Annotated in this window: 22 protein-coding genes and 1 riboswitch; of the genes, 17 read left to right on the forward strand and 5 right to left on the reverse strand. The window is 46.8% G+C overall.

Features of this window, described 5'->3' with window-relative positions; all coding sequences use genetic code 11:
- Nucleotides 1-7: 7 nt before the first annotated feature.
- The 10 genes from ACTL32_RS05275 to ACTL32_RS05320 all read left to right on the forward strand — a co-directional run bounded on the left by ACTL32_RS05275 (nt 8) and on the right by ACTL32_RS05320 (nt 13669).
- Entirely contained in the window at nt 8-940 is a 933-nt protein-coding gene (locus ACTL32_RS05275) for a PD-(D/E)XK motif protein (RefSeq protein ID WP_441340477.1), read from the forward strand.
- Between the two features lie 165 nt (nt 941-1105).
- A complete protein-coding gene (locus tag ACTL32_RS05280) occupies nt 1106-2188 on the forward strand; it encodes a DNA cytosine methyltransferase (RefSeq protein WP_441340478.1) in 1083 nt (360 codons plus the stop codon).
- Nucleotides 2188-3462 (forward strand): DNA cytosine methyltransferase, encoded by a 1275-nt coding sequence (locus ACTL32_RS05285; protein WP_441340479.1) that lies wholly within the window; start codon nt 2188-2190, stop codon nt 3460-3462. Before ACTL32_RS05280 ends, ACTL32_RS05285 begins: the two co-directional genes overlap by 1 nt.
- A 117-nt stretch (nt 3463-3579) precedes the next feature.
- Nucleotides 3580-4542, forward strand: coding sequence for a restriction endonuclease PLD domain-containing protein (locus ACTL32_RS05290; protein ID WP_441340480.1), 963 nt, complete (start codon nt 3580-3582; stop codon nt 4540-4542).
- A gap of 354 nt (nt 4543-4896) precedes the next feature.
- Complete coding sequence (locus ACTL32_RS05295; protein ID WP_441340481.1) at nt 4897-5409, forward strand: hypothetical protein; 513 nt, start codon at nt 4897-4899, stop codon at nt 5407-5409.
- Nucleotides 5410-5809: 400 nt separating this feature from the next.
- The gene (locus ACTL32_RS05300) at nt 5810-7945 is read left to right on the forward strand and encodes an AAA family ATPase (RefSeq protein WP_441340482.1); all 2136 of its coding nucleotides are present in this window, start codon (nt 5810-5812) and stop codon (nt 7943-7945) included.
- Nucleotides 7938-8969 carry a 5-methylcytosine-specific restriction endonuclease system specificity protein McrC gene (gene mcrC, locus ACTL32_RS05305; RefSeq protein ID WP_441340483.1) on the forward strand — a complete coding sequence of 344 codons (1032 nt, stop codon included), beginning with the start codon at nt 7938-7940 and terminating at the stop codon, nt 8967-8969. Before ACTL32_RS05300 ends, mcrC begins: the two co-directional genes overlap by 8 nt.
- A gap of 78 nt (nt 8970-9047) precedes the next feature.
- Nucleotides 9048-9941, forward strand: coding sequence for a hypothetical protein (locus tag ACTL32_RS05310; protein ID WP_441340484.1), 894 nt, complete (start codon nt 9048-9050; stop codon nt 9939-9941).
- Between the two features lie 118 nt (nt 9942-10059).
- Complete coding sequence (locus ACTL32_RS05315) at nt 10060-10554, forward strand: GNAT family N-acetyltransferase (RefSeq protein ID WP_441340485.1); 495 nt, start codon at nt 10060-10062, stop codon at nt 10552-10554.
- Nucleotides 10555-10801: 247 nt separating this feature from the next.
- Nucleotides 10802-13669 carry a hybrid sensor histidine kinase/response regulator gene (locus tag ACTL32_RS05320; protein WP_441340486.1) on the forward strand — a complete coding sequence of 956 codons (2868 nt, stop codon included), beginning with the start codon at nt 10802-10804 and terminating at the stop codon, nt 13667-13669.
- Nucleotides 13670-14107: 438 nt separating this feature from the next.
- Here ACTL32_RS05320 and ACTL32_RS05325 read toward each other — a convergent pair whose 3' ends face one another.
- From ACTL32_RS05325 to ACTL32_RS05345, 5 genes are all read right to left on the reverse strand, one after another.
- Nucleotides 14108-14464, reverse strand: coding sequence for a response regulator transcription factor (locus ACTL32_RS05325; RefSeq protein ID WP_441340487.1), 357 nt, complete (start codon nt 14462-14464; stop codon nt 14108-14110).
- 19 nt (nt 14465-14483) lie between these two features.
- Entirely contained in the window at nt 14484-15881 is a 1398-nt protein-coding gene (locus tag ACTL32_RS05330) for a glycosyltransferase family 2 protein (protein ID WP_441340488.1), read from the reverse strand.
- On the reverse strand, nt 15881-16927 hold the full coding sequence (locus ACTL32_RS05335) for a HEAT repeat domain-containing protein (RefSeq protein ID WP_441340489.1): 1047 nt from the start codon (nt 16925-16927) through the stop codon (nt 15881-15883). The genes ACTL32_RS05330 and ACTL32_RS05335 overlap by 1 nt, the downstream gene beginning before the upstream one ends.
- 2 nt (nt 16928-16929) lie before the next feature.
- Nucleotides 16930-18534 carry a diguanylate cyclase gene (locus tag ACTL32_RS05340; RefSeq protein ID WP_441340490.1) on the reverse strand — a complete coding sequence of 535 codons (1605 nt, stop codon included), beginning with the start codon at nt 18532-18534 and terminating at the stop codon, nt 16930-16932.
- Nucleotides 18535-18728: 194 nt separating this feature from the next.
- Nucleotides 18729-19610: an amidase gene (locus ACTL32_RS05345; RefSeq protein WP_441340491.1), complete on the reverse strand. Its 882-nt coding sequence runs from the start codon at nt 19608-19610 to the stop codon at nt 18729-18731.
- Nucleotides 19611-19656: 46 nt separating this feature from the next.
- Nucleotides 19657-19747, reverse strand: a riboswitch (cyclic di-GMP riboswitch).
- Between the two features lie 260 nt (nt 19748-20007).
- Between ACTL32_RS05345 and ACTL32_RS05350 the strand changes: the two genes are divergently transcribed.
- From ACTL32_RS05350 to ACTL32_RS05380, 7 genes are all read left to right on the forward strand, one after another.
- Complete coding sequence (locus ACTL32_RS05350; RefSeq protein ID WP_441340492.1) at nt 20008-20958, forward strand: ribose-phosphate diphosphokinase; 951 nt, start codon at nt 20008-20010, stop codon at nt 20956-20958.
- A gap of 383 nt (nt 20959-21341) precedes the next feature.
- Nucleotides 21342-22199 carry a neutral zinc metallopeptidase gene (locus ACTL32_RS05355; protein WP_441340493.1) on the forward strand — a complete coding sequence of 286 codons (858 nt, stop codon included), beginning with the start codon at nt 21342-21344 and terminating at the stop codon, nt 22197-22199.
- Nucleotides 22200-22235: 36 nt separating this feature from the next.
- Complete coding sequence (locus ACTL32_RS05360; protein ID WP_441340494.1) at nt 22236-22832, forward strand: methionine sulfoxide reductase; 597 nt, start codon at nt 22236-22238, stop codon at nt 22830-22832.
- Nucleotides 22833-23072: 240 nt separating this feature from the next.
- Nucleotides 23073-23309: a glutaredoxin family protein gene (locus ACTL32_RS05365; RefSeq protein WP_441340495.1), complete on the forward strand. Its 237-nt coding sequence runs from the start codon at nt 23073-23075 to the stop codon at nt 23307-23309.
- A gap of 12 nt (nt 23310-23321) precedes the next feature.
- Nucleotides 23322-23582, forward strand: coding sequence for a metal-sensing transcriptional repressor (locus ACTL32_RS05370; protein WP_441340496.1), 261 nt, complete (start codon nt 23322-23324; stop codon nt 23580-23582).
- Between the two features lie 31 nt (nt 23583-23613).
- On the forward strand, nt 23614-23913 hold the full coding sequence (locus ACTL32_RS05375) for a rhodanese-like domain-containing protein (protein WP_441340497.1): 300 nt from the start codon (nt 23614-23616) through the stop codon (nt 23911-23913).
- Complete coding sequence (locus ACTL32_RS05380) at nt 23910-24278, forward strand: rhodanese-like domain-containing protein (protein WP_441340498.1); 369 nt, start codon at nt 23910-23912, stop codon at nt 24276-24278. The genes ACTL32_RS05375 and ACTL32_RS05380 overlap by 4 nt, the downstream gene beginning before the upstream one ends.
- Nucleotides 24279-24545: the final 267 nt, after the last annotated feature.

Genomic DNA, 24545 nt, shown 5'->3' on the forward strand with positions numbered 1-24545 from the left:
TAATTGCATGATGAAACCAATTGAAGAAATTAGAAATTACTTTTCCTCTGTAAAACCAGGGAATATTGTCCAGCTAAAAAGCTATGGAGAAGATTATTCAGCATGGGTTTTTAGAGATCATGGGAAATTTGGTGTTGCAATTGAAGTATCTGCTAGACACACAATTAACGAGCGATTTTCAAATTCAAAATTTTATACTGAGACTATTAAATTAAACGATAGAGAACCAAATTTTTTATGGTTATCTTCAGGGTCTGAAGAGTTACGACATGAGTTTGCTTCTATATGTGCAGTTTTCCTTGATCCTGGAAGAAATGGCGAAGACAGAAAGAGGCTGTCTGAAAACCCTTTAGATTGGTGGAATAGTTATAAAGAACTTGTAGGAAACAAAACATATATTAAAGAACCTTACAGCGTATTAGGGGAATTGATTTCGTTTTTCTATATTTATATGAATGATAAAAGTGCAAGTTGGGGAGGCCCTCATGCTGCCAGTGTAGACATTCAGACAAATAACGAATTAATTGAAGTTAAATCAACTGCTTTAAGGTATGACAATGTTGTTCATATTTCCAGTCAGTATCAATTAAGTGTCGATAGAAATCAAAGTTTATATTTTTGCCGTTTTGAAGAAGCGAATTATGGATTTTCAATTAATGATTTAGTCAATAAACTTATTGTGTGTGGATATCCTGAATATAAAATCGAAGAAGCTTTATCTCTACAAGGATTTGAAAAAAATACTTCTATTAGAAATAAAAAATATGAATTGCTTGAAATGAAAAGCTATAAAGTTGATAAAGATTTTCCTTTAATTGATTTTAATTCTGCAGTACCACCAAAATTCACAGATTATGTTATTAAAATTAATTATTCAATAGATTTATCTGGGATTGATTCAGTGGCCATAGACAAAAGTTTTTTAAAAGATGTTAAGTAAAAAATGCCCGTAATTCGTTAAGAGTTACGGGCATTATAAAATATTCGAAAGTAAAGAGCTAGCGAGAATTAATCATAAATATTTATGAGAATAACGTTTAAAAACACTTGAGGAATGTGTGTTCGTGTATAATTAGCTATAAGTTTTATTGAAGGAGTGAGTAAGGTGTTCGAAAGAAAACCTACAGTAATAGATATGTTTTCCGGGTGTGGCGGTCTTTCGAGAGGATTCATGGACGCTGGTTATGAAGTATTACTTGGAGTAGATAACGAGGAGATTGCACTAAAAACTTTTAAAGAAAATCATAACGGAGCAAAAATATTAAAGACAAATTTATTTGATCCGCAAGCAATTAGTGAAATGAAAGAAATAATTGGCGAAACAAAAGTGGATTTAATTGTAGGTGGTCCACCATGCCAAGGTTTTTCATTAACGGGAACTAGAAAAGAAGATGATGAAAGAAATACTTTATTCCGTTCGATGGTAAATGCAGTAAAGTTTTTTAATCCACAAGCGTTTGTATTGGAGAATGTTCCGGGCTTGGCCACCTTGTACAAAGGGAAGGCTAAAGAAGAAATATTGGAAAGTTTTCATGAGTTAGGATATAAAGTTTCATATAAAGTGCTCTTTGCTCCAGATTATGGGGTGCCTCAAATCAGAAAAAGAATTTTTTTTGTAGGTGTAAAAGGTGAAGAGAAGTTTGAATTTCCTTTTCCCACCCATGAACCTAATAATTATATAACTTGCGAAGAAGCTATTAGTGACTTGCAAGATAGAGTTGAAGACTTTGGAGATGAAGAGGATGATTATATTAATCCTCCATTATCGGATTATCAAAGAATAATGAGAAGAAATTCATCTAAATTATTTAATCATGTGGGAACTAAACATACAGATTTAGTGAAGCAAGTAATAGCTCAAGTTCCCGAAGGAGGAAACTATAAAGATTTGCCTCCAGGAGTAGGAGACAGCAGAAAGTTTAATGAAGCTTGGACGAGATACCACAGTAAGAAACCATCTAAAACTGTAGATACTGGTCATAGAAATCATTTTCATTATAAATTTAATAGAGTACCTACTGTTCGAGAAAACGCCAGATTACAGACATTTTCTGATGATTTTATTTTTTATGGAACAAAAACTCAGCAATATAGACAAGCGGGAAATGCCGTGCCGCCATTATTAGGGTATCATATTGCATTGAAATTAAAATCATATCTTTGTATAGAAGAAGAAGTGAAAATATAATGACACAATATAATACTATTGACATTTTTGCTGGCTGTGGTGGTTTGACTGAAGGCTTCAAAAAAGCAGGTGTATATAATTTAGTTGGGGCTGTAGAGTGGGAAAAAGCACCAACTTTAAACTTAATTAATAGATTAAGAACTAAATGGAACTATTTAGATGCAGAAGAAAGAGTATTAAGATTTGATTTGCAACGCACTGAAGAGCTTTTTCGAGGATGGAGTGGTGATTCGGAATACTTTGCTCATGATGGATTGGACAAACTTGCATTTGGAAAAGAAGTGGATGTTATTATAGGTGGCCCGCCGTGTCAAGCGTACTCATTGGCAGGGAGAATCAGAGATAAAAATGGAATGAAGGATGATTATAGAAATTATCTTTTTGAAAGTTACTTAAAAGTTGTTAAAAAATATAAACCAAAAGCATTTATTTTTGAGAATGTCCCAGGAATATTTAGTGCTAAACCAGGTGGCATACCTGTAACGGATTTGATTCGTAAAGAAATTGAAGATGCTGGTTATACGATTGTTGAAGATCTTAGGAAACATGCATTGATAGATGTTACTGAATATGGAATTCCCCAAAAAAGAAACCGAGTAATTATTTTGGCTTTAAGCAAAGAATATTACATCAATCCTAATGATGTGTTACTTGACTTTTATGATCGAATTCTTCCATCACATAAAGAACCGAAAAAAACAGTCAGCGATGCAATAAGGGATCTTCCAAAATTAATTCCAGCAGAAGAAGATTATAAAATTGATGGAAAAAAGTATTCGCATATAAAAAATAATAATAGTATACCAAATCATTTACCTAGATATCATAGCAAAAGGGATATTGAGATTTTCAGAGAGTTAGCACTTGATATTGAGAATAAAACATACAAATATGTCTCTGCTGAATCTTTAAAAAATCTGTACACATTAAAAACAGGGAAATTTTCTAATGTTCATAAGTATTACGTTTTAAAGTGGGATTCTCAAAGTAACACTATTCCAGCGCATCTTTATAAAGATGGTTTACGGCATATTCATCCTGATTCATCTCAAGCTAGATCTATTACTGTTCGAGAAGCGGCAAGATTACAAACGTTTGATGATGATTATGAATTTATTAGCACCCCCAGTGAAAATTACAAAATGATTGGGAATGCTGTGCCACCGAAGCTTGCCGAAAAGTTAGCGGCTGCCCTCAGCGAAATACTTTCACCCGAGTACAAAGTAGAATCAAAACTTTCCAATAACCTATTTTCATTTATTGAGAGCAGCTAAATAGCTGCTTTTTTTTGTGGGTTAATATAATTTTATTTATTAATTTCCTTATAATAACTTATATATACATCTAAAGATCTGTATTGTAGACTAAAAGAATATAGGGGGTATTAAAAAATGTTTCTAACAAATAATTTGGAAGAAAAAATTTTTAGTGTTCATAAATACATCGAGTGCGATGAACTCCAAATTCTTTCAGGATATGTAGGGCCGAACCCAGTTAAAAAGCTTATTGACTTACCACTTTCTACAGTTGTTATTTATGGAATGTATGGGAGTGAATTAGTTCCTGAAGCTCTTCATAATGCCTTAAAGAAAAATCATATTGAAGGTGCTCATGAAATTTTGTATTCAGATATCCCTATACATTCGAAATGTTATGTATGGAAATTAAATGGGAGTATAGTATATGCATTAGTTGGTTCAGCAAATTTCAGCAACAGTGGCTTATGTGTTTCAAATAGAGAATCGTTGGCTGAGATAACAAGTGATTCTTTTAAAGACCTTGAAACTTACATGACTCATATTCAAGGGAATTGTTTAAAGTGTACATCCCCCAATGTTAAGTTGCTTACAAGAAATTCAGCTAGCCACCCTGCTAATAGTGAGTGCAGTATGCTCTTGTACAATCCTCAAACAGGAGAAGTACCACTAGGCAGTGGTTTAAATTGGGGACATAGTGTAAATGGACATACCAATATTGGGGATAGTTATATCACTATTAGAACGTCTCATTTAAGAAATTATCCTATGCTGTTTCCGAAAAAACAAATTAATACTAATTTAATCGATGGTGTTCCTAAAGGGCATAGAAGAAGTGACCCTATAGAGTTAATTTGGGATGATGGACAAATAATGCAAGCTTTGTTAGAGGGAACTCAACCAATGGATGAAACTAGATATCCTAAACAAATCAGTTCTTTTCCAAGTAAAAATATTTTGGGAATATATATAAGAAAACGTATGGGTTTGCCGCCAAATGCTTTAATAACAATGGAAGATCTTGAGAAATATGGTCGCAAGGATATTAAAATTTCTTTATTAAAAGATGGAACTTATTATATAGATTTTGCAGTGTAAAATATTAAATTTAAATAATTAATGTGAGGTAAAGGTAGATGGTGGGACATATAATATTGGGAGTTAACATAGATACCCCTTTTTGGATCTCGAAATTAAGAGCAAGGAAAGAAGTTAATATTATAGTAATATGCTATGAGTATATAGGCAGACCTTATGAAAGGGATGATGTTATATATATGTCCCCAGATGATTTTAAAATGTATCGCATTATGTATACGTCTTTATATTTTTATAAGTCAATGTACGTCTTGCCTGGTTTGTACGAAATTAGAAAATATAATAAATAAAAAAATGGAATATTAATATTATTTAGAATGTATTAATTAAATTTCATGGAAAGCGAAAAAGGAAATGAATAAAAAAATAAATGAAACTTTAATGGATTTAAATGATTTAGAATTAATTAGTGTATATGGTATTTGGTTAAAAGAATTAAAGCAACGTAATCTAATTAGAACAAATAATGTAATTGGTGAATTAGGTGAATCAATTGCAATTAACTTATATAGAAGTACTCCTAATTTGCCAAGGCTGCAAGCAGCGCCAATAGGCACTCAAAATATAGATGCTATATCATCTGAAGGGAATCGATATAGTATTAAAGCTACTACAGGTAAAGTGACAGGTGTCTTTTTTGGTCTTTTCGAACCTAATGCAGAAGGTATAGAGCCTCAAAAGTTTGAATACGTAATAATAGTAGTTTTTACTAAAGAACTTGAATTGAAAGCTATATACGAAATTGATTGGCAGAATTTTTTAAAACATCGTAAATGGCATAGTAGAGTAAGAGCATGGAATCTTACAGTGACTAAGGCTTTAAAGAATGACGCTAAAATTATTTTTGAAATAAGTGATCATCCATAATATAAAAAAACTTAATTCGAATAGAAAAGATTTCGATTTTTATCCTATCGCTATTTTAATATTGCTAGGGAAACTCCCAATTCATGCTTTTATTAAGATAGTAGTTTTATAAGAAACATAGCAATAAACATTTAGAATCCTTAAAATATTAACTTCAATTGGTCAAAGAATTTTTTTTGATAATTATTTAAATTTAACTTACAAGGCATAATTGATTTAAGAGGAAAGTATTCAAGAATATGAAGTCGGCGCTTTGCTGATCTCATATTTTTTTTGTTCTAAATTAAAAGTTTAGACCAAAGATTAATAACACCTAAAATGTAATTATTTTCAAAAAATTATGTTAATGTATTTATATAGTATAGTACAAGTCATTAATTTAAAAGGAAGTGAACTATCTTTGAATCATAAATATTTAAAGTCGACTTTTCAAGAATGGATGTTACGCCAAAAAAAATCGAATGGTGGTGCATACAAAGAAAGTACTATAGCTACTTATAGTAATGCACTTAGAAGCAGCAGTGCAAAGTTACAGATTCAAAACCTTCCAATAACAGATTTGTTTAAAATTACTTCTTCTAAAGAATTTGAAGAGGTGCATAAAGTACTTATTGCTGCACCTAATTTTAAGGAAGTAGATGAAAAAGCCGGAAACAAAGCATATTCTGCTTCCATGGCTCTGTATTTAAAATATCTAAAGGAACGAGAAGAGTCTTCAACATGGATATTTCAAGGGTATCCCAATTTTTATGATGTTGTCAGCGCAATTAATGATCACGATAAAGTTACTTTGACAGTTAATCAATATCAAAAACAAATCAAAGAAGGAGATAGAGCATATATTTGGCTCTCCGGCTCAAGTGGCGGAATTGTTGCTTGCGGCTATGTTAGCTCCAACCCTGAGATTAGAGAGCCTTCCGAACAAGAGGTGCACAGCCGAAGTGAAGAACTGAACAGTAACCCTTTTTTTGCGGCAGATATTCAGATTGAACAGAGGCTTACAGATTCTATTGTTGAGAGAACGCTTCTGCTTGCCGATGAGAGGACTAAAAATATGCAAGTTTTGACTGATCCGGATGCCACTAATTTTCAGGTTACGAAAGAAGAGAGTGCAGTTATTCAAAGTATTATCGATGGAAGCTATGAACATATTCCTGCTTCTACACCAATAGATATTCAAGTGAAAGACAAAAAACGATACTGGATGTATGCCCCAGGAGAAGGGTCTCGCTTTTGGGAAGAGTTTCATCAAAAGGGAATCATGGGGATCGGTTGGGAAGAAATTGGAGATTTAAAGCAATTCCCCACTAAAAATGCAATCAAGGAAAAAATGAGACAGGTTTATGAAGAAGATCTTTCCTATATGAATGCAGGCCATGCTACTTGGCAATTTGCCAATGAAATCGAAATCGGTGATGTTGTCTTTGTGAAGAAAGGGCTCAAAAAAATTATCGGGCGCGGAGTAGTAGGTTCTGATTATTATTTTGATGAGTCACGAGCAGAATATAATAACCTTCGGAATGTCGACTGGACTCATAAAGTCGACTGGAATCATGAAGGACAAATTGTCTTAAAGACCCTCACGGATATTACGCCTTATACCGATTATTGTGCAAAGCTGGAAGCTGCTTTCGAAGGGACAGCGGATACGCCGCTTGAGTCGGAAGAAAATGAATCCCATTATGAAAATTACCGTGAAGAAGATTTTCTATCAGAAGTTTATATGAGTAAAGAAAAATATCATACTTTGAAAAATCTGCTGATCAGAAAGAAAAATATAATTCTACTTGGCGCTCCGGGCGTTGGGAAAACTTATACTGCTGAAAGGCTGGCTTATTCCCTGATGGGCAAGAAAGACAAGAGCCGTGTACAGGTGGTCCAGTTCCACCAAAGTTACAGCTATGAGGACTTTATAATGGGATATCGTCCGGATGACAACGGCTTTTCTTTATCCAAAGGTCCATTCTATGAATTCTGCAAGAAAGCGGAACCGGATGACCGGCCATATTTCTTTATTATTGACGAGATCAACAGGGGGAATCTGAGCAAAATATTCGGAGAGCTGCTGATGCTGATTGAAGATGACAAAAGGGGGAAGAAATTGCGTCTGCTTTATTCGGATGAGCAATTTTCTGTTCCGGAAAATGTCTATATTATCGGCATGATGAACACGGCTGACCGCAGTCTGGCGATGATCGATTATGCCCTGCGCCGGCGCTTTGCCTTTTTTGAATTCGAGCCTGCTTTTCATAGCGAAGGGTTCAAGGAGTATCAGGAAAGCATAGGAAATGAGAAGTTCGATAAATTGATCGAGACTGTGTCCGTGATGAACAATGCAATTGCAGAAGACACATCCTTAGGCAACGGCTTCCGCATCGGCCATAGTTATTTTTCCACCCGGCTCGACATAGACGATAATTGGTTATCCGAAATTGTAGAGTACGAATTGATTCCGCTGATCAATGAGTATTGGTTTGATGAACCTTCACAGATGGAATATTGGAACAGCAAACTTCGGAGCTCCGTCCGTGATTAGGCTGAAAAACGTCTATCATATGCTTTCCTATGCTTACCGGATTTTGAACGAAGATGGCTATAAAAGTATACAAGGCGAAGAATTTAAAAATATTCATGATTTGATGGCTGCCATTCTGATACAAGGTGTCACTAACCAATGCAAACGCGGACTTCATAAGGACTACATCGAATATACAGAAGTGACCGGAAGTTTGCGCGGGAAAATCGATGTAACCAATTCCGTTAAGCAAAGTACGTTGCTGAGAAAAAGCATGGTCTGTCACTTTGATAATTTTTCGGAAAATATTTTAATGAACCAGATCATTAAGACCACAATGAAGCTTCTCATTCGCAACGGAGAAGTAAAAACAAGCAACCGCAAAGAGCTAAGAAAGCTGAGTTTATTCTTTGAGAATGTTGAAGAGATCGAACCGCAGTCAATTAACTGGAGTGCATTATCCTATCATCGGAACAACGCTACTTATAAGTTGCTTATGAATATGTGCCAGATGATCCTTAAAGGGCTTCTATTGACTACAGAAAGCGGCGAGCACAGGATGAAGCAGTTTTTGGATGACCAACAGATGCACCGTTTATATGAAAAGTTTCTGTTGAGTTATTTCAGAAAAGAACATCCAGAGCTTTCTGCCAGCGCTTCATTTATTGAGTGGAATGTCGATAACGGCATTAAAGAGTTTCTTCCAGCCATGAAGACGGATATTACTCTTTCAAAGGGAAGTAAAACGTTGATTATTGATGCCAAATATTATGGAAACACTATGCAGACCCATACCCTATTCAACAGCAAAACACTTATTTCCAGTAATTTATATCAAATGTACACTTATGTTAAAAACAAAGACAAATTTAGTACGGGAAATGTAAGTGGACTGATCTTATACGCCAAGACAGATGAGGAAATCACTCCTGATAATGAGTACCAAATTGACGGTAATAGAATTGTTGTAAAGACATTGGATTTAGGAGCGGAATGGGCACAAATTGTTGAGCAGTTGAATAATATTCCTTTGCTCATAGAGTAATTACAAGGATATACATGGAGTATCAGTATTTATTTTACCAACAGATTAATCGCAGGCTATTCAGTGAGGAGAAACGAAATGAAAAGAATGATTATTATTGTGGCTGCGAGTATTCTTCTTCTCGTCATTACCTTGGTGAGCTGTACTGGAAATTCAAATAAACATGAAGGTGAAGCAAAAACACCATCAGGGTCGAGTATTCAACAAGGCAAAGATTATCAAGATGTTGTTGATGAATTTAAGGAAGCAGGATTCAAAAATGTTGAAATAGAAAAGTTGGAAGATCTTATAACAGGCTGGTTGACCAAAGATGGCGAAGTTGAAGCTGTTTCTGTAGATGGCGACAAGGAATATTCTGCAGATGATTGGTATGCTGATAACGTAAAAGTAGTCATTACTTATCATACTTTTCCTTCGGAAGAAGAAAAGCCTGAGCCAACTCCTGCAAGTGAAAAAGAAGAACCTAAAAAAGATGAAGAACCCAAAAAAGAAGAACCTAAAAAAGAAGTGCCTCAAAAAGAAACCGATGGTGAAGCGGTACTTGAAGCTATTTTCCCTGTTGAAAATGCGAAACGGTCTGCAGTCGTCGCCATAACTAACGGCTATGCAGTAGACGTATTTGAAGAAGATGGAAACACATATGATACTTCGAAATTCCATAGCTATGCAGATACATCAGGCAATGTTGATAACTATTTTATGACAGTAAAATCATGGGGTACTTGGAGCGCAAAGGATGAAAAAACATGGCATGTAGATTCGCTCATATTAGAGAATTCTTTTGGCGTCATTGCCGACGCGGCGGTCGATGTTAATTTTGATGGATCCAAATATGTGGTTTCCAACATAAATGGCACTTTTGGAAATCCTGGAGTATCAGCTGATAATTTATTGGATTTAAGTGACATAGAGTCTGGAAGCGATGTTCCTTACCTTACAGTTCTGCCAGAATTAATAAAGAACAACCGTTGAAATTCGTACATTATAAAATGAAGAAATTATAAATGGCTTTGAAAATAGACAGCAATAAATGACGTTCTCTATAGTGAATGGAGTGAATAACCAAATATCATTGAACGGAGAAGAAGAAATGCCGCAAGCCACAACCGACAGATTAAAGATCATCACCTTCGAACTCGAAATGATCAAGTCGCTGCTGGAAGGGCCGGAACAGCTAGCCAAGATAGTGCCTTACCAAGTGCCACCTGAATATCCAATGGATGTCTACAAGCAGTTATTTCCATACAAAATTGAGCGGTTTACCCAACAGCCGGAAGAGAACGTATGGGAAGGGCTGATTATCCACAAAGAGACCCAAATGGTCATTGGCGACATCGGCTATAAAGGCGGACCGAACGACAAAGGCGAAATCAATCTGGGCTACAGCGTTCTCCCGCGTTTCCAGGGCAATGGCTATGCAACAGAAGCGGCCGCCGCAATGGTCCAATGGGGGCTGGATCAGCCGGGCGTCCGAAAGGTGACAGCTTCTTGTTCTCAGGGAAATGGGGCTTCGATCCGCGTGCTGCAAAAAGCGGGGTTGAAGCAGCTGCGTGAGGATGAGCATAAAATCTATTGGTCGTCTTGAAGATGCCGAGGGAAACAGCGGGGAAGAAGATAAGGAATTGAATGTAGAGAAACACCGGTTCAGGACGAATCGGTGTTTTTTATTGGAAATTTTCGCGCCTCCTAACATGTCTTTCTTCATTCTCTTCATGGAATTATCATTTATTATGAAAAATAAAAAAGCATATTTATGGAAAATGAATTAAGATAGATTTATTACGCTTCCCGCTGCAGAAAAGCGGGAACAACAAACTCCAGGAGGCACGTGCATGCGCAATTCAAGCGAAAAAGGGATCCGGCATAAATATTTGAGATTGACCATTTCTTCGCTGCTCGTTTGTTCATTATTGATCGCGGGCATTTATTTTTACATGAACAAGCAGCAAGAGGCGCAGACGGCCAAATACGCCGAGCTGACGGAGAAGCAGGAAACGCTGAAGGAGCTTTCGGGCTCGCTGAATCAGCTGTTTTTCCGGATCCGGGGCTTTTATTCGTTCCAGAATGAGCGGGAGCTGGGGCTTGCCTATGCGGAGCTTGATAAGTTGAAGGGCTCGATTGCAGAGATGGACAGGCTGTCCTTGACCTCGGCGGAACGCGAGCCGATTGCGGATCTGAGCGCGTTTCTTGAGACGTACGAAAGCGAAGTCCTGCCGAATTCGACTGCGGCGGTCCGCGCGGAGGATTATGAACTCCTGCGGAGGCTCTCGCGCGACGGCACCAACACGGCGGTGAACGAATTCGTCGCCTTTGCCGATGAGTACGAGACAAGCTCCGAACAGGAATTGCGGCAATTGAACGAGGCTATTCTGGCCGACGCGGAGAATTTCGCCTTTGTGCTGACGCTGCTGTTCCTGCTTCTGTTCCTCGTGATCGGCCTGATTATCCTGCGGGCGCTGAACGATATCGTGAAGCCGCTCGAGGGCATGCGGACATCGATCGAGGGCTTTGTCGACGGCGGGGAAGTCGCCTACAAGCCGCTTGAGCGGACGGACGAGCTGGGCGTGCTGTCGATGACGTTCCACAACATGATCCGGACGATCCAGGGGAACCAGGAAGAGCTGACGGCGCAGAACCAGGCGCTCTTATTGAACAAGGACGAGCTGCAGGAAAAGCAGGCCCGGCTGGAGGAATCGCTCGAAGAAACCGGGAAGACGAAGGACCGGCTCATCCGCTTCAACGATCTGAACCATATCCTGTCCTTTACGCTCGACAAGCAACGATTAGCCAATGCGACGCTCCAGTATTTCAAGGAGACGTATGACATTGACAGCGGGGTGATGTGGCTGCCGAAATCCGGCGAATTCGCGCTGGAAGCCTTCACGGCAGCCATGTTCAGCCAGTTCCAGCAAGAGCGCATCCCGTACCTCGAGGAGCGGCTGAAGGGCCGTGAATCGTTCACGATGAAGCGGGAAGCGTTGCACGAAAAAGGCCTGGCGGCAGGGACGGTCTACATCTACGACCTGTATGCCGCCACTAAGAATGAAGGACAGGAAAGCATCGCGCTGATCGGCCTGTCGCGGGTCGGCCGGGGGTTCTCGAAAGAGGAAGAGATGGACATCAGCGGGCTCTTGAACCAGATTCGCCTGGCGATCGACCGCATCCAGCTCTACGATGCCGCGGTCCATGAGCGGACGCTGAACGAACGCATTATCAACAACATCAACGAGGGCATCCAGTTCATCGCGAAGAACGGCCAGATGATGCAGCATAACGAGACGATGGGCACGATGCTCGATTGCGGCGGCCTGCCGCTCGATGCACGGGTCGATCAGGAAGTCTGGATCCAGTCCATGGCGCTGCAGACGGCCGAGCCCGAGGCGATGATGGAATTCCTGCGCCAAAGCATCGATGAACAGGAGCTGGCGTCGAATACATTCCAGTACACCATCAAAGAACCGTACGAACGCGTCATTGACGTCTACAGCACGTCGGTCGTGGTGGACAAAGAGAAGACGGGGACGATTTTCGTGCACCGGGACGTGACGCAGGAGCACGAAGTGGATAAGATGAAGTCCGAGCTGGTCAGCACCGTAAGCCATGAGCTGCGGACGCCGCTGTCGAGTGTGCTCGGCTTCACCGAGCTGCTCTTGAACAAGCAGCTGAAACCGGAAAAACAGGAGCGCTATTTGAAGACAATCTACAAAGAAGCGAAACGCCTGACCAATCTGATCAACGACTTTTTGGACCTGCAGCGCATGGAATCCGGCAGCCAGGTCTACCGTATGGGCAGGCTGTCGATGAGCGAACTGGTCGTCGAGACGGCTGAGAAGTTCCGGACGCAGACCCAGCACCCGATTGTCTTTATCGACGACGCTTCCGATGTCATCGTCGAAGGGGACCGCGAGCGCCTGGCGCAGGTCTTGACGAACCTGATCGGCAACGCCATCAAGTTCTCGCCGCAGGGCGGGAATGTGACGATTTCCTTGAAAAACGACTTCAAGAACCTGCAGGTGTCGATCCAAGATGAAGGGATCGGCATTCCGGCTGAGGATATCCCGAAACTGTTCTCCAAATTCCAGCGCATCGACAACAGCTCGCGCCGGAAAATCGGCGGGACCGGACTGGGCCTGGCGATCTGCCGGGAAATCATCGAGAAGCACGACGGGAAGGTCTGGATCGAGTCGCAGGAAGGGCTTGGTACGTCGATCCATTTCGAATTGCCGCTGCTTTCTGAAACAGCCGAATACGCCGCACAGGAAGGCGCCGAAGGGAATCCGCCGGTGATGATCGTCGAAGACGATATGAGCCTCGCGCTCTTGCTGTCGGAGGAGCTGAAGCAAAATGGCTTCAAGGTGATCTACCACACGAATCCGGAAGAAGCGTTCAAAGAGGCGAAACGCACCCCGCTCGTCGGGGCCGTAGTCGATATCCTGCTCGGCGAGGAATTGAGCGGCTGGGATCTGGTCGACATGATGAAAAAAGACGAGGGAACGAAAGATATCCCGATCGTCATTTCATCCGCGCTGGACCCGGAAGCGGACGTGCAGCAAATAACGAAGATCAGCCATTACCTGACAAAGCCTTACGCACCAGTCGATTTATCGAAAGTAATGAAGGACTTGATGGACGGCCAGCACCAGGAGGGCGTCATTTTCTACCCGGAGAAAGAATCGCTGGCAGGCAGACTTGGGGAGTGAGCCGGGGGAATAAATCTTCATACACGCTGCACGGTTTTGTCTGCAGCTGAAGGTGAAATTTAATAGAAATTGAATCAAAAAGTGAATGTCAATATACCGCTTCGGCGCTTTGGGCATGGCTTTCGCCATGAGCCGAGAAGACCGCTCGTCTCATCGCTTCGCCCAGCCCTTGGACGCGCCGGCGCTGGTATCGTTCATTGAAACTGATAATTTCACCCAGTTAGCAGTACTATCTAAGATATGAAGCAAAACAGCGGAGACGCCTGCGAGAAAGCGAGACGGCTGAGACCCCGCAGGGAGCGTAGCGACTGAGGAGGCTTAGACGCGAGCCCGCGGCAAGCGAAGCTGTTTTGCGGAATATTGGTTTATCAAAAAAATATTTTATATTTCTCTACAACCGAAAAAACGAACAGACCCGCACTGGGTCTGTTCGTTTTTTTAGGATGCCAATATTTTCTCGACGAGTTCGAGGAGTTCCATCGGACTGAACGGCTTGGACATGAAGAAGTCCGCGCCTTTTTGGATCGCCTGTTCACGGTCGGCGTCCTGTGCTTTTGCGGTGAGCATCAGCACCCGGGTGTCGTTTCCTTCTTTCCGGGCTTCTTCGAGCACTTCGAGGCCGGTCATGTACGGCATCATGTAATCGAGGAGGATCAGGTCGTAGTCATTGTCCCTGATTTTCTGGAGCGCCTCTTTGCCGTCTTCCGCTTCTTCGACCGCGAAGTCGTCTTCAAGCGTATCGGCAATCAGGATGCGCAGGATATCTTCATCGTCTGCCACCAATATTTTTTTCATGTGTGTCTGCCTCCTAAAACTAAGTAGAAATCCCTTTGCGCTTCATGTCGCCCCAATGGGCTTTTTTGCGGAACGCTGCGAAGATTCCTTGGACCCGCCAGACAACCATGAGCGGCCGGTACCAGAAGGCTTCGGTCAGCGCCCAGAAATACAGGCGTGCGAGATGCGAGACTTTCGGGTATTTATGGAGCGTCAATTCCTCCAAGAGGACGGCCAGCGCAGAAATGAGCGAGCCGTAGAAGATCGTCACCATGAAGAGGACGATGGTTGTATCCGTATTGACGAGCGAGAAGAAAAGGCCGCCGAAAATGATGAAATACCCGACAAACTCGAACACAGCACCGAGCAGTTCGACAAACAGGAAGTACGGCATGGACAGCAGGCCGATGGAGCCGTATTTCGGATTCAGCATCATCTTCCGGTGCGACCACATGGTCTCGAACAGACCGCGCTGCCAGCGGATACGCTGCGCCCGCAGGACTTCGAGCGATTCCGGGGCTTCGGTCCAGCAGACGGGATCGGGGATGTATTCGATCCGCTGCTTGGACTTTTCCTCCCGGAGCAGCCGGTGCAGCCGGACGACGAGTTCCATGTCTTCGCCGACGGTGTTTTTATTGTAGCCGCCGGCCTGGATCACGCGCTGCTTGTTGAAGACGCCGAACGCGCCGGACACGATGAGCAGGATGTTCAGGTGGCTGAGTGCGAGCCGGCCGATCAGGAACGCGCGGAAATACTCGACGATCTGCATCAGCACGACCGGATGCCTCGGCAGGTCGATCACTTCGACTTTGCTCCGGGAAATGGTGGAGCCGTTGGCAATCCGCACCGAGCCGCCGGTGACGATGATCTGGCCATCCGATTCGATGATCGGCTTCATCGTTTTGAGGAGCCCGTCATTTTCGAGGATCGAGTCGCCGTCGATGGCGCAGAAATACGGGTACGAAGACAAGTTGACGCCCGCGTTCAGTGCGTCCGCTTTCCCGCCATTCGCTTTTTTGATCAGGCGGATGTACGGGAAGATGGTGGATTGGTAGATCGCTTCGATCGGCGCTGTTTCGATGTGCGTGCGCACCGCGAACGGAATCGGTTTCATCGCGAACTCCGCAATCATGCGGGCGGACGTCTCGTCTTTTGAGCCGTCGTCGATGACGATGATCTCTTTTTCCGGGTATTCGAGCGCCAGCAGGGAGCGGACGGTGCTGACGACGCCGACTTCTTCGTTATAGGCGGGGACCAGGATCGACACGGGGTACGTATTCTGGTTCCGCAGGAAGTCTTCTGTGGACTCCCGCCGGTCGAGCTTGTCCTCCCGCTTCACTTTCCGGAAGGCCAAAAGGAAAAGGCCCAGATAGCTCAAACTGGAGAACAGCATATAAGCGATGATCGCATAAGCCAAAAACTCAAAAAAACTTTGCATTACGTTTCACTTCCTAAAAGGGACGATTTCCACTGCGCTGCCATATCCCGGGCGTAGCGGTCGGGGTGATTGGCGGAAAGATGGGAAAGCAGGATATCCCCATCCGCAAACTGCACGAGCGCTTCGGCCGCTGAATAGCGGACCCACCAAACGGGGTCGCCGAGCAGCCCGCTGAGCACTTCTTTAGAGCGGGACAGCTGCAGCTTCCCGGCGATCCGGGAAGCGAACATCCGCTCCTGCCACGACGCTGATTCGAAGAACGGCAGCAATAAATCCGGGTCGCTCAGGTATTGCAGGTGATGGATGGCCTTCAGCGCCTGGATGCGCACCTCGCCGTCCTCCGCCTTGAGCTCGTCCTCGATGCGGGGGAGGAACGCGATCAAGCCCGCCATGCCGATATAGGAGATGGCGGCGTGCTTCATGGCGCTGTTTTCGGTTTCATTCCGCAGGGCGGCATCGAGCGCTTCGGTCCGGGTGTGTTCTGCGAGCCGTTTGAAGACGTCGATGTAGAGGCGCACCGGCGCTTCGGGATGCGCTGCGAGCGCCGAAAGGGCGTCCGGCTCATTCAGGGACGCGAGCGTCCGGATCAGCTGCTGCGCCTCCTGGTCCAGCCGGGTGCTCTTGCCGAGCTTCTCTTTCAGCAGGGGCGCAAGGGACTCCATATGGAAATCCTCGATAAAATACAGTGTGTTCATCCGAATCGCCCAGTTGCTTTGCGTGAGCTGCTTCGCGTAGCGGGATGCCAGGAATTCCTCCGACAGCTTGGCGACGAGCGGAGACGTGACGCCGCCTTTTGTCACGGAGACATAGCCGTTCAAGAGCCGTTCAAGGACGGTGATGTGATGCGGCGCGGTGCGGATCTCCCGGAGGAACCTGTCGTCGGCAGGGTCCATCATGTAGGAACTGAACGCATCGGTCAATGCATCGTATTGCTGGGTGATTTCCTGCTCTTTCGCCGCCATCTTTTTCTTGCGCCAGGCTAAGGCGAGCAGGAGGGCGAGCTGGCCAAGGAGCAGGGAGACACTGAGGATCCAAAAGAATGCCATCGTCAATTGAACATCCTCATGGTCAGCCGCTGGACGCGGGCGACAACTTCCTGCGCGTAGAATGGTTTGACGATATAATCATCTGCACCGCTTTTCAACGCCAGCACGATGTCGGATTCGTTGTTGCGGGAAGTGAGCATCGAGACGACGATGTTTTCATGGGGATACCGGCTGCGCACGTGATTCAGCACTTCGAGACCGTCCATTTTCGGCATCACGCCATCCAGCAGGATCATGTAGTTCTCCTCCGGCTTGTACCACGGCGACTCCACGAAACTGGCGCCGTCGACGTGCTCCTCGATGCGCAGTTCGAACTCCTCCGGCTTCCAGGCCGAGAACTGCTTGGCCACGAGCCGGCGGACGAGGGCGTCGTCGTCGACGATGATGATATTGAGGCGGCGCCTGAACTCGCCGTCCACCGGTTCGTAGACGGCCGTCTGGCTGCGCCCGTTTTTCTTCGCCAGGTACAGAGCCTGCTCTGCCGTGCTCACGAGCGAATCCTGATTGGGCCGGTATTCACTGATGCCCGCTGAAAATGTGACGTGAAACGGCTCAGGCGGGGCGGCGGAAAAATCGGTTTCCGCAAAGGCGGAACGGATCCGTTCGACGAGCGCAGCGGCAGCCTGCGCTTTGGTATCCGGAAGGATCAAAGCGAATTCCTCGCCGCCGTACCGGAAGAAACTGTCCGACTCCCGTTTCATGTCCAACAGGAGCCGGCTGAAGGCGCGCAGTACGCTATCCCCGGCAGGGTGGCCGTACTGGTCGTTCACTTTCTTGAAATGGTCCAGATCCAGCAGGACGAGCGTGAAGGCGGACCGGGTCCGCTTCGACAGCGTCATCGTCTGCAGCAGCACTTCATTGAAGTACTTCCGGTTCCCGGCGCCTGTCAGTTCATCGTAAAACGTCCCTTGCGCGATCGCTTCCTGGTTCCGCAGGCGGTTCTTGACGTACGGGACGAAAACGGGCATGTTCAGGGGCTTCGCAAGAAAATCGGTGGCGCCGAGCTCCATCGCGCGGATCTGGTTGTCGATCCGGTCATCCGCACTGATGACGGCAATGGGCAGGAAACGGCTTTTGGCCGCTTCGTGGATCCGTGCGACCAGGTCGAATCCGTCGGCATCCGGCAAGTGCCGGTCCAATAGGACCATCTGGGGCTGGAGGGTGTAGAAAAATTCCATCCCTTTTTTGCCGTCGAGGGCGATGACGACCGGAATGCCCTGGCCTTCCAGGCTTTCCTTGACGGAAGCGGCGAACTCGACGTCCGGATCGATGACGAGGACAAATGATTTTTTGGCAGGGGCGGTCTCGGTAGAATTCGCGGGTGCTGCAGGAGCGGACTCTTCCGAAGCGAAAAAGGCCGTGAGCGCTGCCATGAAGCGTTCCAAGGACTGGAGGGGCAGCAGCGCCGTGCTGTCTTCTTGGTAGTAGGCCATCTGCGCAGCGCAATACTCGGACAGTTCCGTAAGCCCGATTGTGCCCGCGGTGCCTTTCATTGTATGTAAAAAACGGTAGACTTCCCGTTCCTGGACGTGCTGCTGCGCTTCCCATTGGGCGAAGTCCTGCTTCATCCGGCTGGCAAGCATTGCTTTGTAATTGACTGGGGACATCTGGGTTCACCTTCTTTAATGAGAATTTCTGGATGATTGCTATTATACTATATAGGTTCCTAACAAGGGATATTTGTAAACCATAATTTGTAAAGACATGCATATATAGAAAGTTTTTTATTGCGCCCGATTGGCGGGCACGGATTCCCACAGAAAAAGACCCGCTGATGGCCTGCATCAGCGGGTCTTGGGGGTTAAGGCTGCAGCGTCATCCAGCTGCCGACATGGTGGACGGCGATTCCTCTGTAAGCCGGGTTGCCTGCATAATGGGCAGCGACGGCCGCCAGTTCCTGATTCATGAACGCTTCGCCTTCTTCGGCAAATGTGATGATGCTGCCTTCATCGGTCACACCGGTTTCAACGCCGACGATGACGCTTTTGCCAAGGCGCTCGGCCATGGCCATTTCGTTTTTGACGATGTCGATGATCATCGGCGCGGAATCTCGGTACGCCATGATCGCGACGCCTGCCGTATTGGCGATGACCCACTCTGCGAGAAGGCCGCTGCCGTAAGTGTTTTTATAAGGGATCTCGTCAAACCAGAACGGCATATCGGCTTCCAGGGGAAGCGCGAATTTTGCCGTGCCGGTCTGGGCTTTTTTGAGGAGCGCCTGGAACGATTTCACGGTGGCGGCGCGGTTGGTATTCCAGCCGCTGTACAGATAAGGCTCGACGTCCAAATGGACACCCGCAAACCGGGCGTTTTCCGCTGACTTGCCTTGGTAATCCGCCACCCAGGCGAGGAACCGGTCCAGGTTGATATCGCCTTTCGGCGCAACCCACGAAGGGGCCCCGTCCAGCGCATACACGCCGATGCCCGCCGCTTTCGCTTTCCCGATGAAACTGCCGTAGGCTGACAGGGGGATGTCCCGGTCGATTTGGACATAGACTTTATTCAGTCCTTTGCTTTCAATGAATGCCAATGTGCCTGCTTCGTCATTCACGAACATCCAGGGGTTCCACAGCCAAGTCGCCCGGACGGATTGGGGCGCTTCGCTTGCCTGCACTTGCCCCGGATTGCCGAGGGCCATCAATGAACATATTGCCATGACCATCACCACCGCTTTTTTCAGCATTTTTTCTGTTCCTCCATTCTGTCAGCCGGGGCCCGCAGAATGGGTGCCTGGCAGCCTGACGACCGTGCACTGGTGATCAGTGGGCAGGCTCATGGCTTTGCGTCCTTACCTTTCGGATAAGTTTGCCTTTTTCAGATGATTTTCCTTATTGTACTGCTTTTTAAAGACTTTAGTCCAATTCCTATGGAACTATTAATGGCTATATGTCCGAAGCGGTTTTACAGGATTACCGCGGCTCTGTGCCTAAAGGGAAATACGGGCCGGCCAGGAGTTGGCGAAAGCCCTGCGAAACAGGTATCATAAAAGCAGCTGCTGCAGTTGCAAAGCAGTCCATTCACCTTCATGAAATCAACATTTTAAAAGTTTTACAATATATTTTGCGGAGGGGGACCATCAATTGCCATATCAATTAAGAAAGAACTTCAAACTCTTCACCTTGAATTCAAATCCGGAACTGGCGAAGGAAATCGCCGACCTGCTCGGCTGCGAGCTGGGCAAAAGCTCCATCAATCGCTTCAGCGACGGGGAAGTCCAGATCAACCTGGAAGAAAGCGTGCGCGGGACGGAGGTCTACCTGGTCCAGTCGACAAGCCAGCCGGGAAATGAGCATGTTATGGAGCTCCTGATCATGATCGATGCGCTGAAGCGGGCATCCGCGGAAACCATCAACGTGGTCATCCCGTATTACGGCTATGCGCGCCAGGACCGGAAAGCGAGTTCGCGCGAGCCGATCACGGCGAAGCTAGTGGCGAATATGCTGGAAACCGCAGGGGCGACCCGCATCATCACGATGGATCTCCACGCGCCGCAGATCCAGGGCTTTTTTGACATGCCGGTGGATCAGCTGCTCGGCGAGACGGTGTTGGCGAAGCATTTTCTTGAGAAGGGACTGGAAGACGCGATTGTCGTGGCACCGGACAACGGCGGACTTGGGAGAGCGCGCAAGCTTGCAAGTGACCTCGACGTGCCGATCGGCTTTATCGACAAGCGCCGGATGAACCCGGGCGAGCCGGAAACGGTGAACATCGTCGGGGACATCCAGGGCAAGAACGTCATCATCATCGTCGACATCATCGATACGGCCGCCACGATTGCGCTCGCCGCCGATGTTCTGGCGGAGCGGGGCGCGAAAGCCGTCTATGCGTGCTGCACGCATGGCGTGTTGTCCGGCGGGGCGATCCAGCGGATCCAGGAGTCGGCCGTCACGGAAGTGGTGGTCACGAACACCGTCCGCATCGCGCCGGAGAAGCGCATTCCGAAACTGACCATCCTGTCAGTCGCGCCGCTGCTGGCGGAAGCGATTGAGCATGTGCACAACGAGAAGCCGGTCACGCCGTTGTTCGAGTGATGGCAGAGGCTCTTAGGCGATAGAATAAATTCAATAAAGCGAGAGTCCGCAATCCTGCGGGCTCTTTTTCTATTGGCTGCTGCTGGAAGGGGCCCCGGGCAGCAAGAACAAAAAGGATGCCTTTGTCCTTCCCATATGAGTGCATCCATATAGGAGCTAATCCATTCAGCAAATTAAGCTGTATGAATAAATATAATAAATTTAACAGAATAATCAGATAAATATGGTATACTGGAAAGAAAATGGGTGTTGGTACATAGAAGCGGTTTTTCAGTCAAACAGCAAGCGGTATTGGGCATTTATTGAACTAAAGACAGTATGCATCGGAGGTGGAGAGTGGACGGAGAACAGGGCAAGGCCAATCGAAGGAAAGGAGAATTACCGTGGGGAAACTGCCTGGCAATATCCTTTTGGCCGTGGGGCTGGTTTTAGGACTGGGCGCATGCGGGCCGGAACAGGAAGCATCCACTAATGGAGATGCCGAAGAAGGAGCGGTTGAGGAAAGCGCGGAATTGGAATTGGTCGAGCTGCCGAAGGCGCCTGCAGCCGGAGCCGGTGAAACCTTGGGCTACGGGTTTACGGCAGACGAAAGCAGCGGGGCGATGACCAGTTTTTTGGAGCTCGCGATCAACGACGTCCACAGCATGTGGGCGGAGATGATGGTGCAGGGAGGCTACAGCATGCCGGTCGTCGACTATATCCTGACGTATGAAGGGGAAACGGAAGCGACGGGCTGCACCACTTCCGGGGAGACGGGTCCCGGCGATGCCTTCTATTGCTCGGAGGAAGACCTGATCGTGTTTGTGAACGAGTTGGCGATGGAGATTTGGAGAAGCGCAGCGGAAGCGGACGGGAGTCCAGAAGCCGGCGCTAAAGCCGGGGATTTTGCGGTAGCGGCTGCGATGGCCCACCTCTATGCGCATTCACTCCAAGGCGAATGGGGCTGGCTGCCCGCCGAAGCGGGCCAGGAAAGCCCCGTGCCTGCCGGAGGGATGGAGCTGAACGCAGAATGCCTGACAGGAATATGGGCACAGTCTGCGTACGGCAGTGACATGCTGGATACCGGTGCTGTGGAGCGGACGATGGAGACCTTGGCCGGCGCCGGCCAATTTGACGGAGCCGAAAACGAGGGGGAAGCAGCGACGTCCGAGCGCGCAGCTGCGTTCATGGCCGGGTTCGACAGCGGCATGGTGAGCAGCTGTGATCCGTATCTGGAGGGCGAAGGTGCAACACAGAAATGAAGGAAGCTAACGCGCAAAAGAAACGAGCCTGCAGCGATGCAAGCTCGTTTTTCGTTGGCTTTTATTTTTACCTTTGCACTTTTCCGGCCACAAACCCATCAATTACATAAGGAGTCCCCTTTTCCGCCGTTTTTCCCTATCTATAAGATGACCGGCCAGCACATCCGGATCACTCGGAAGGAAGGTGAAGAGATGGAAAAGGACTATTTCATCAAGAAGGTTCCGCATGAACGATACGGGGAGCTGTATCAATTTTTAGAGGTGGACAGGGAAACAGGGGAGGGGGCGGTTGTCGATCCGTTCGAAGCGGGCTTGCTTGTGGGGATGCAGCCACAAGAGCACCCGTTGCTTTTCGTGAAATCGAAGCGCGGAGCGGATGCAAGGGGATTTCACCGCGGGCAAGGGTTCGTGGTGCAGAAAGGCTCGAAATTCGCCGCGTCGGTGTCGGCGAAATGCCCCAAGAAGCATATCCGCCGCCGGGAAGAGCTGATGCTCGCCAAGCTGCTCGTGCCCTTGCATACCCAGCTGCTGGTGATGGAGGACATCGAGTTCGACAGCCCGATAGCCGCGCTGGGTGCAGCAATCGGCGGATGGGCACGGGCGGAGCACGGCTGGAAAGAGCAGGAGAGGTGAAGCGACGGGAGATTGGCGTGTTCCATGGCAATGAAAAATATCGCTTGCAGGCTGCTTGTGCCCGGAGTTTCCGGGTGCGGGGCAGCCTGTTTTTATTGGTGACAGCCGGTGTTTCTTGAAATCCGGATCCTCCGAAAATTATTTTTTATTCACGCAAGCAGTTCGCTTGATATCTATATACCCCCTATGGTATATTTTATTTATCCACAGGGGGCATATAAATTAGAGGAGGAAGCGAATATGGCAAACCAAGTTACAGTTTATACGACGAACACTTGCCCGTATTGCACCATGATCAAAAACTTCCTGGACCAGAACAATGTCGCGTACACCGAAGTGAACGTGCAGCGTGACCCGGTTGCGGCCAACCGCCTCGTGCAGGCGACCGGCCAGATGGGCGTCCCGCAGACGAACATCAACGGCCAATGGGTGCTCGGGTTCGACCCGAACCGCGCCGCTGAACTACTGAAAAACTAAGGGGTGAGGGGCATGCGGTATTCAAAATCGGTGAAGCATCGGATCGCCCGCGTGGATGGCCAGCTGGCCGGTGTTGTCCGCATGCTCGAAGGCGGCCGCGGCTGTGAGGACGTTGTCGCACAGCTCAGCGCCGTCACCCACGCGCTCGACCGCGCACTCGGCGTCATCGTCAGCGAGAACCTGGAGAGCTGCCTCCAGGAAAGCGGCGCGCCGGAAGACGATGTCGAGATCAAGGTCAAAAAAATGATTGAGCTTTTAATGAAATCGGAGTAAAAAAACAAACCAATTAGGAGGAATTATCATTATGAAATCTATTACAACTCAGGAATTGCAATCACTATTGGAACAAGGCAAACGAGTGAACATCATCGACGTGCGCGAAACGGCGGAAGTGGCAAGCGGGAAAATCCCGGGCGCTGTCAACATTCCGTTAGGCTTGGTCGAATTCAAAATGAACGAATTGGACAAATCGAAAGAATACTACATCAGCTGCCGTTCCGGCGGACGCAGCAGCTCCGCGTGCCAGTTCCTGGACAACCAGGGCTTTAACGTGACCAATGTCGAAGGCGGCATGATGGCTTGGGAAGGCGACGTCGAAGGATGAAAAAGCCATTATTCCTGCTGCTGGCGCTCATCGGCGTCTTGCTGCTGTCGGCATGCGGACAGGACGCCGGCTACGAAACAATCGGAATCGATGAAGTGGCCGCCAGGCAGGAAGCGGGCTATACCGTGCTTGACGTCCGCGAACCGTATGAATTCGAGCAGGGGCATATCCCGGGAGCGGAAAACAAACCGCTCACCGCACTTCAAAGCGGGGATTTTGATGGCCTGCAGGAAGATGCGCAATACGTCGTGATCTGCCAGTCGGGCAACCGCTCGAAACAGGCGAGCGACATCCTGCTCCAAGAAGACTATGAGTTCGTCAACGTCAACCAGGGCATGGGGTCCTGGGAAGGCGCTGTAGAGTAACGGAGTACGTCAATGAATAATGGAACGACATGAAAAGACCACATCTTAAAAATGTGGTCTTTTTTCTATGCCTTTCATTGAACGCTGGGCGCAATTTCGTTCTTTATTTACATAAATGAGTTTTTTTCTTGTGCGGCAACTCTTTTGCAATATAGAGTTGTATTTCAAAAAAATGGGCAGTGGAAGGGATTAGATATGGAAAGATTCTATCCTGAAAACGTATTGAAAAAATAAATAAAATTAAGTTGTCAAACTATATTGACTATT

This window comes from Planococcus sp. FY231025 (assembly GCF_052078085.1).
Taxonomy (GTDB): Bacteria; Bacillota; Bacilli; order Bacillales_A; family Planococcaceae; genus Planococcus.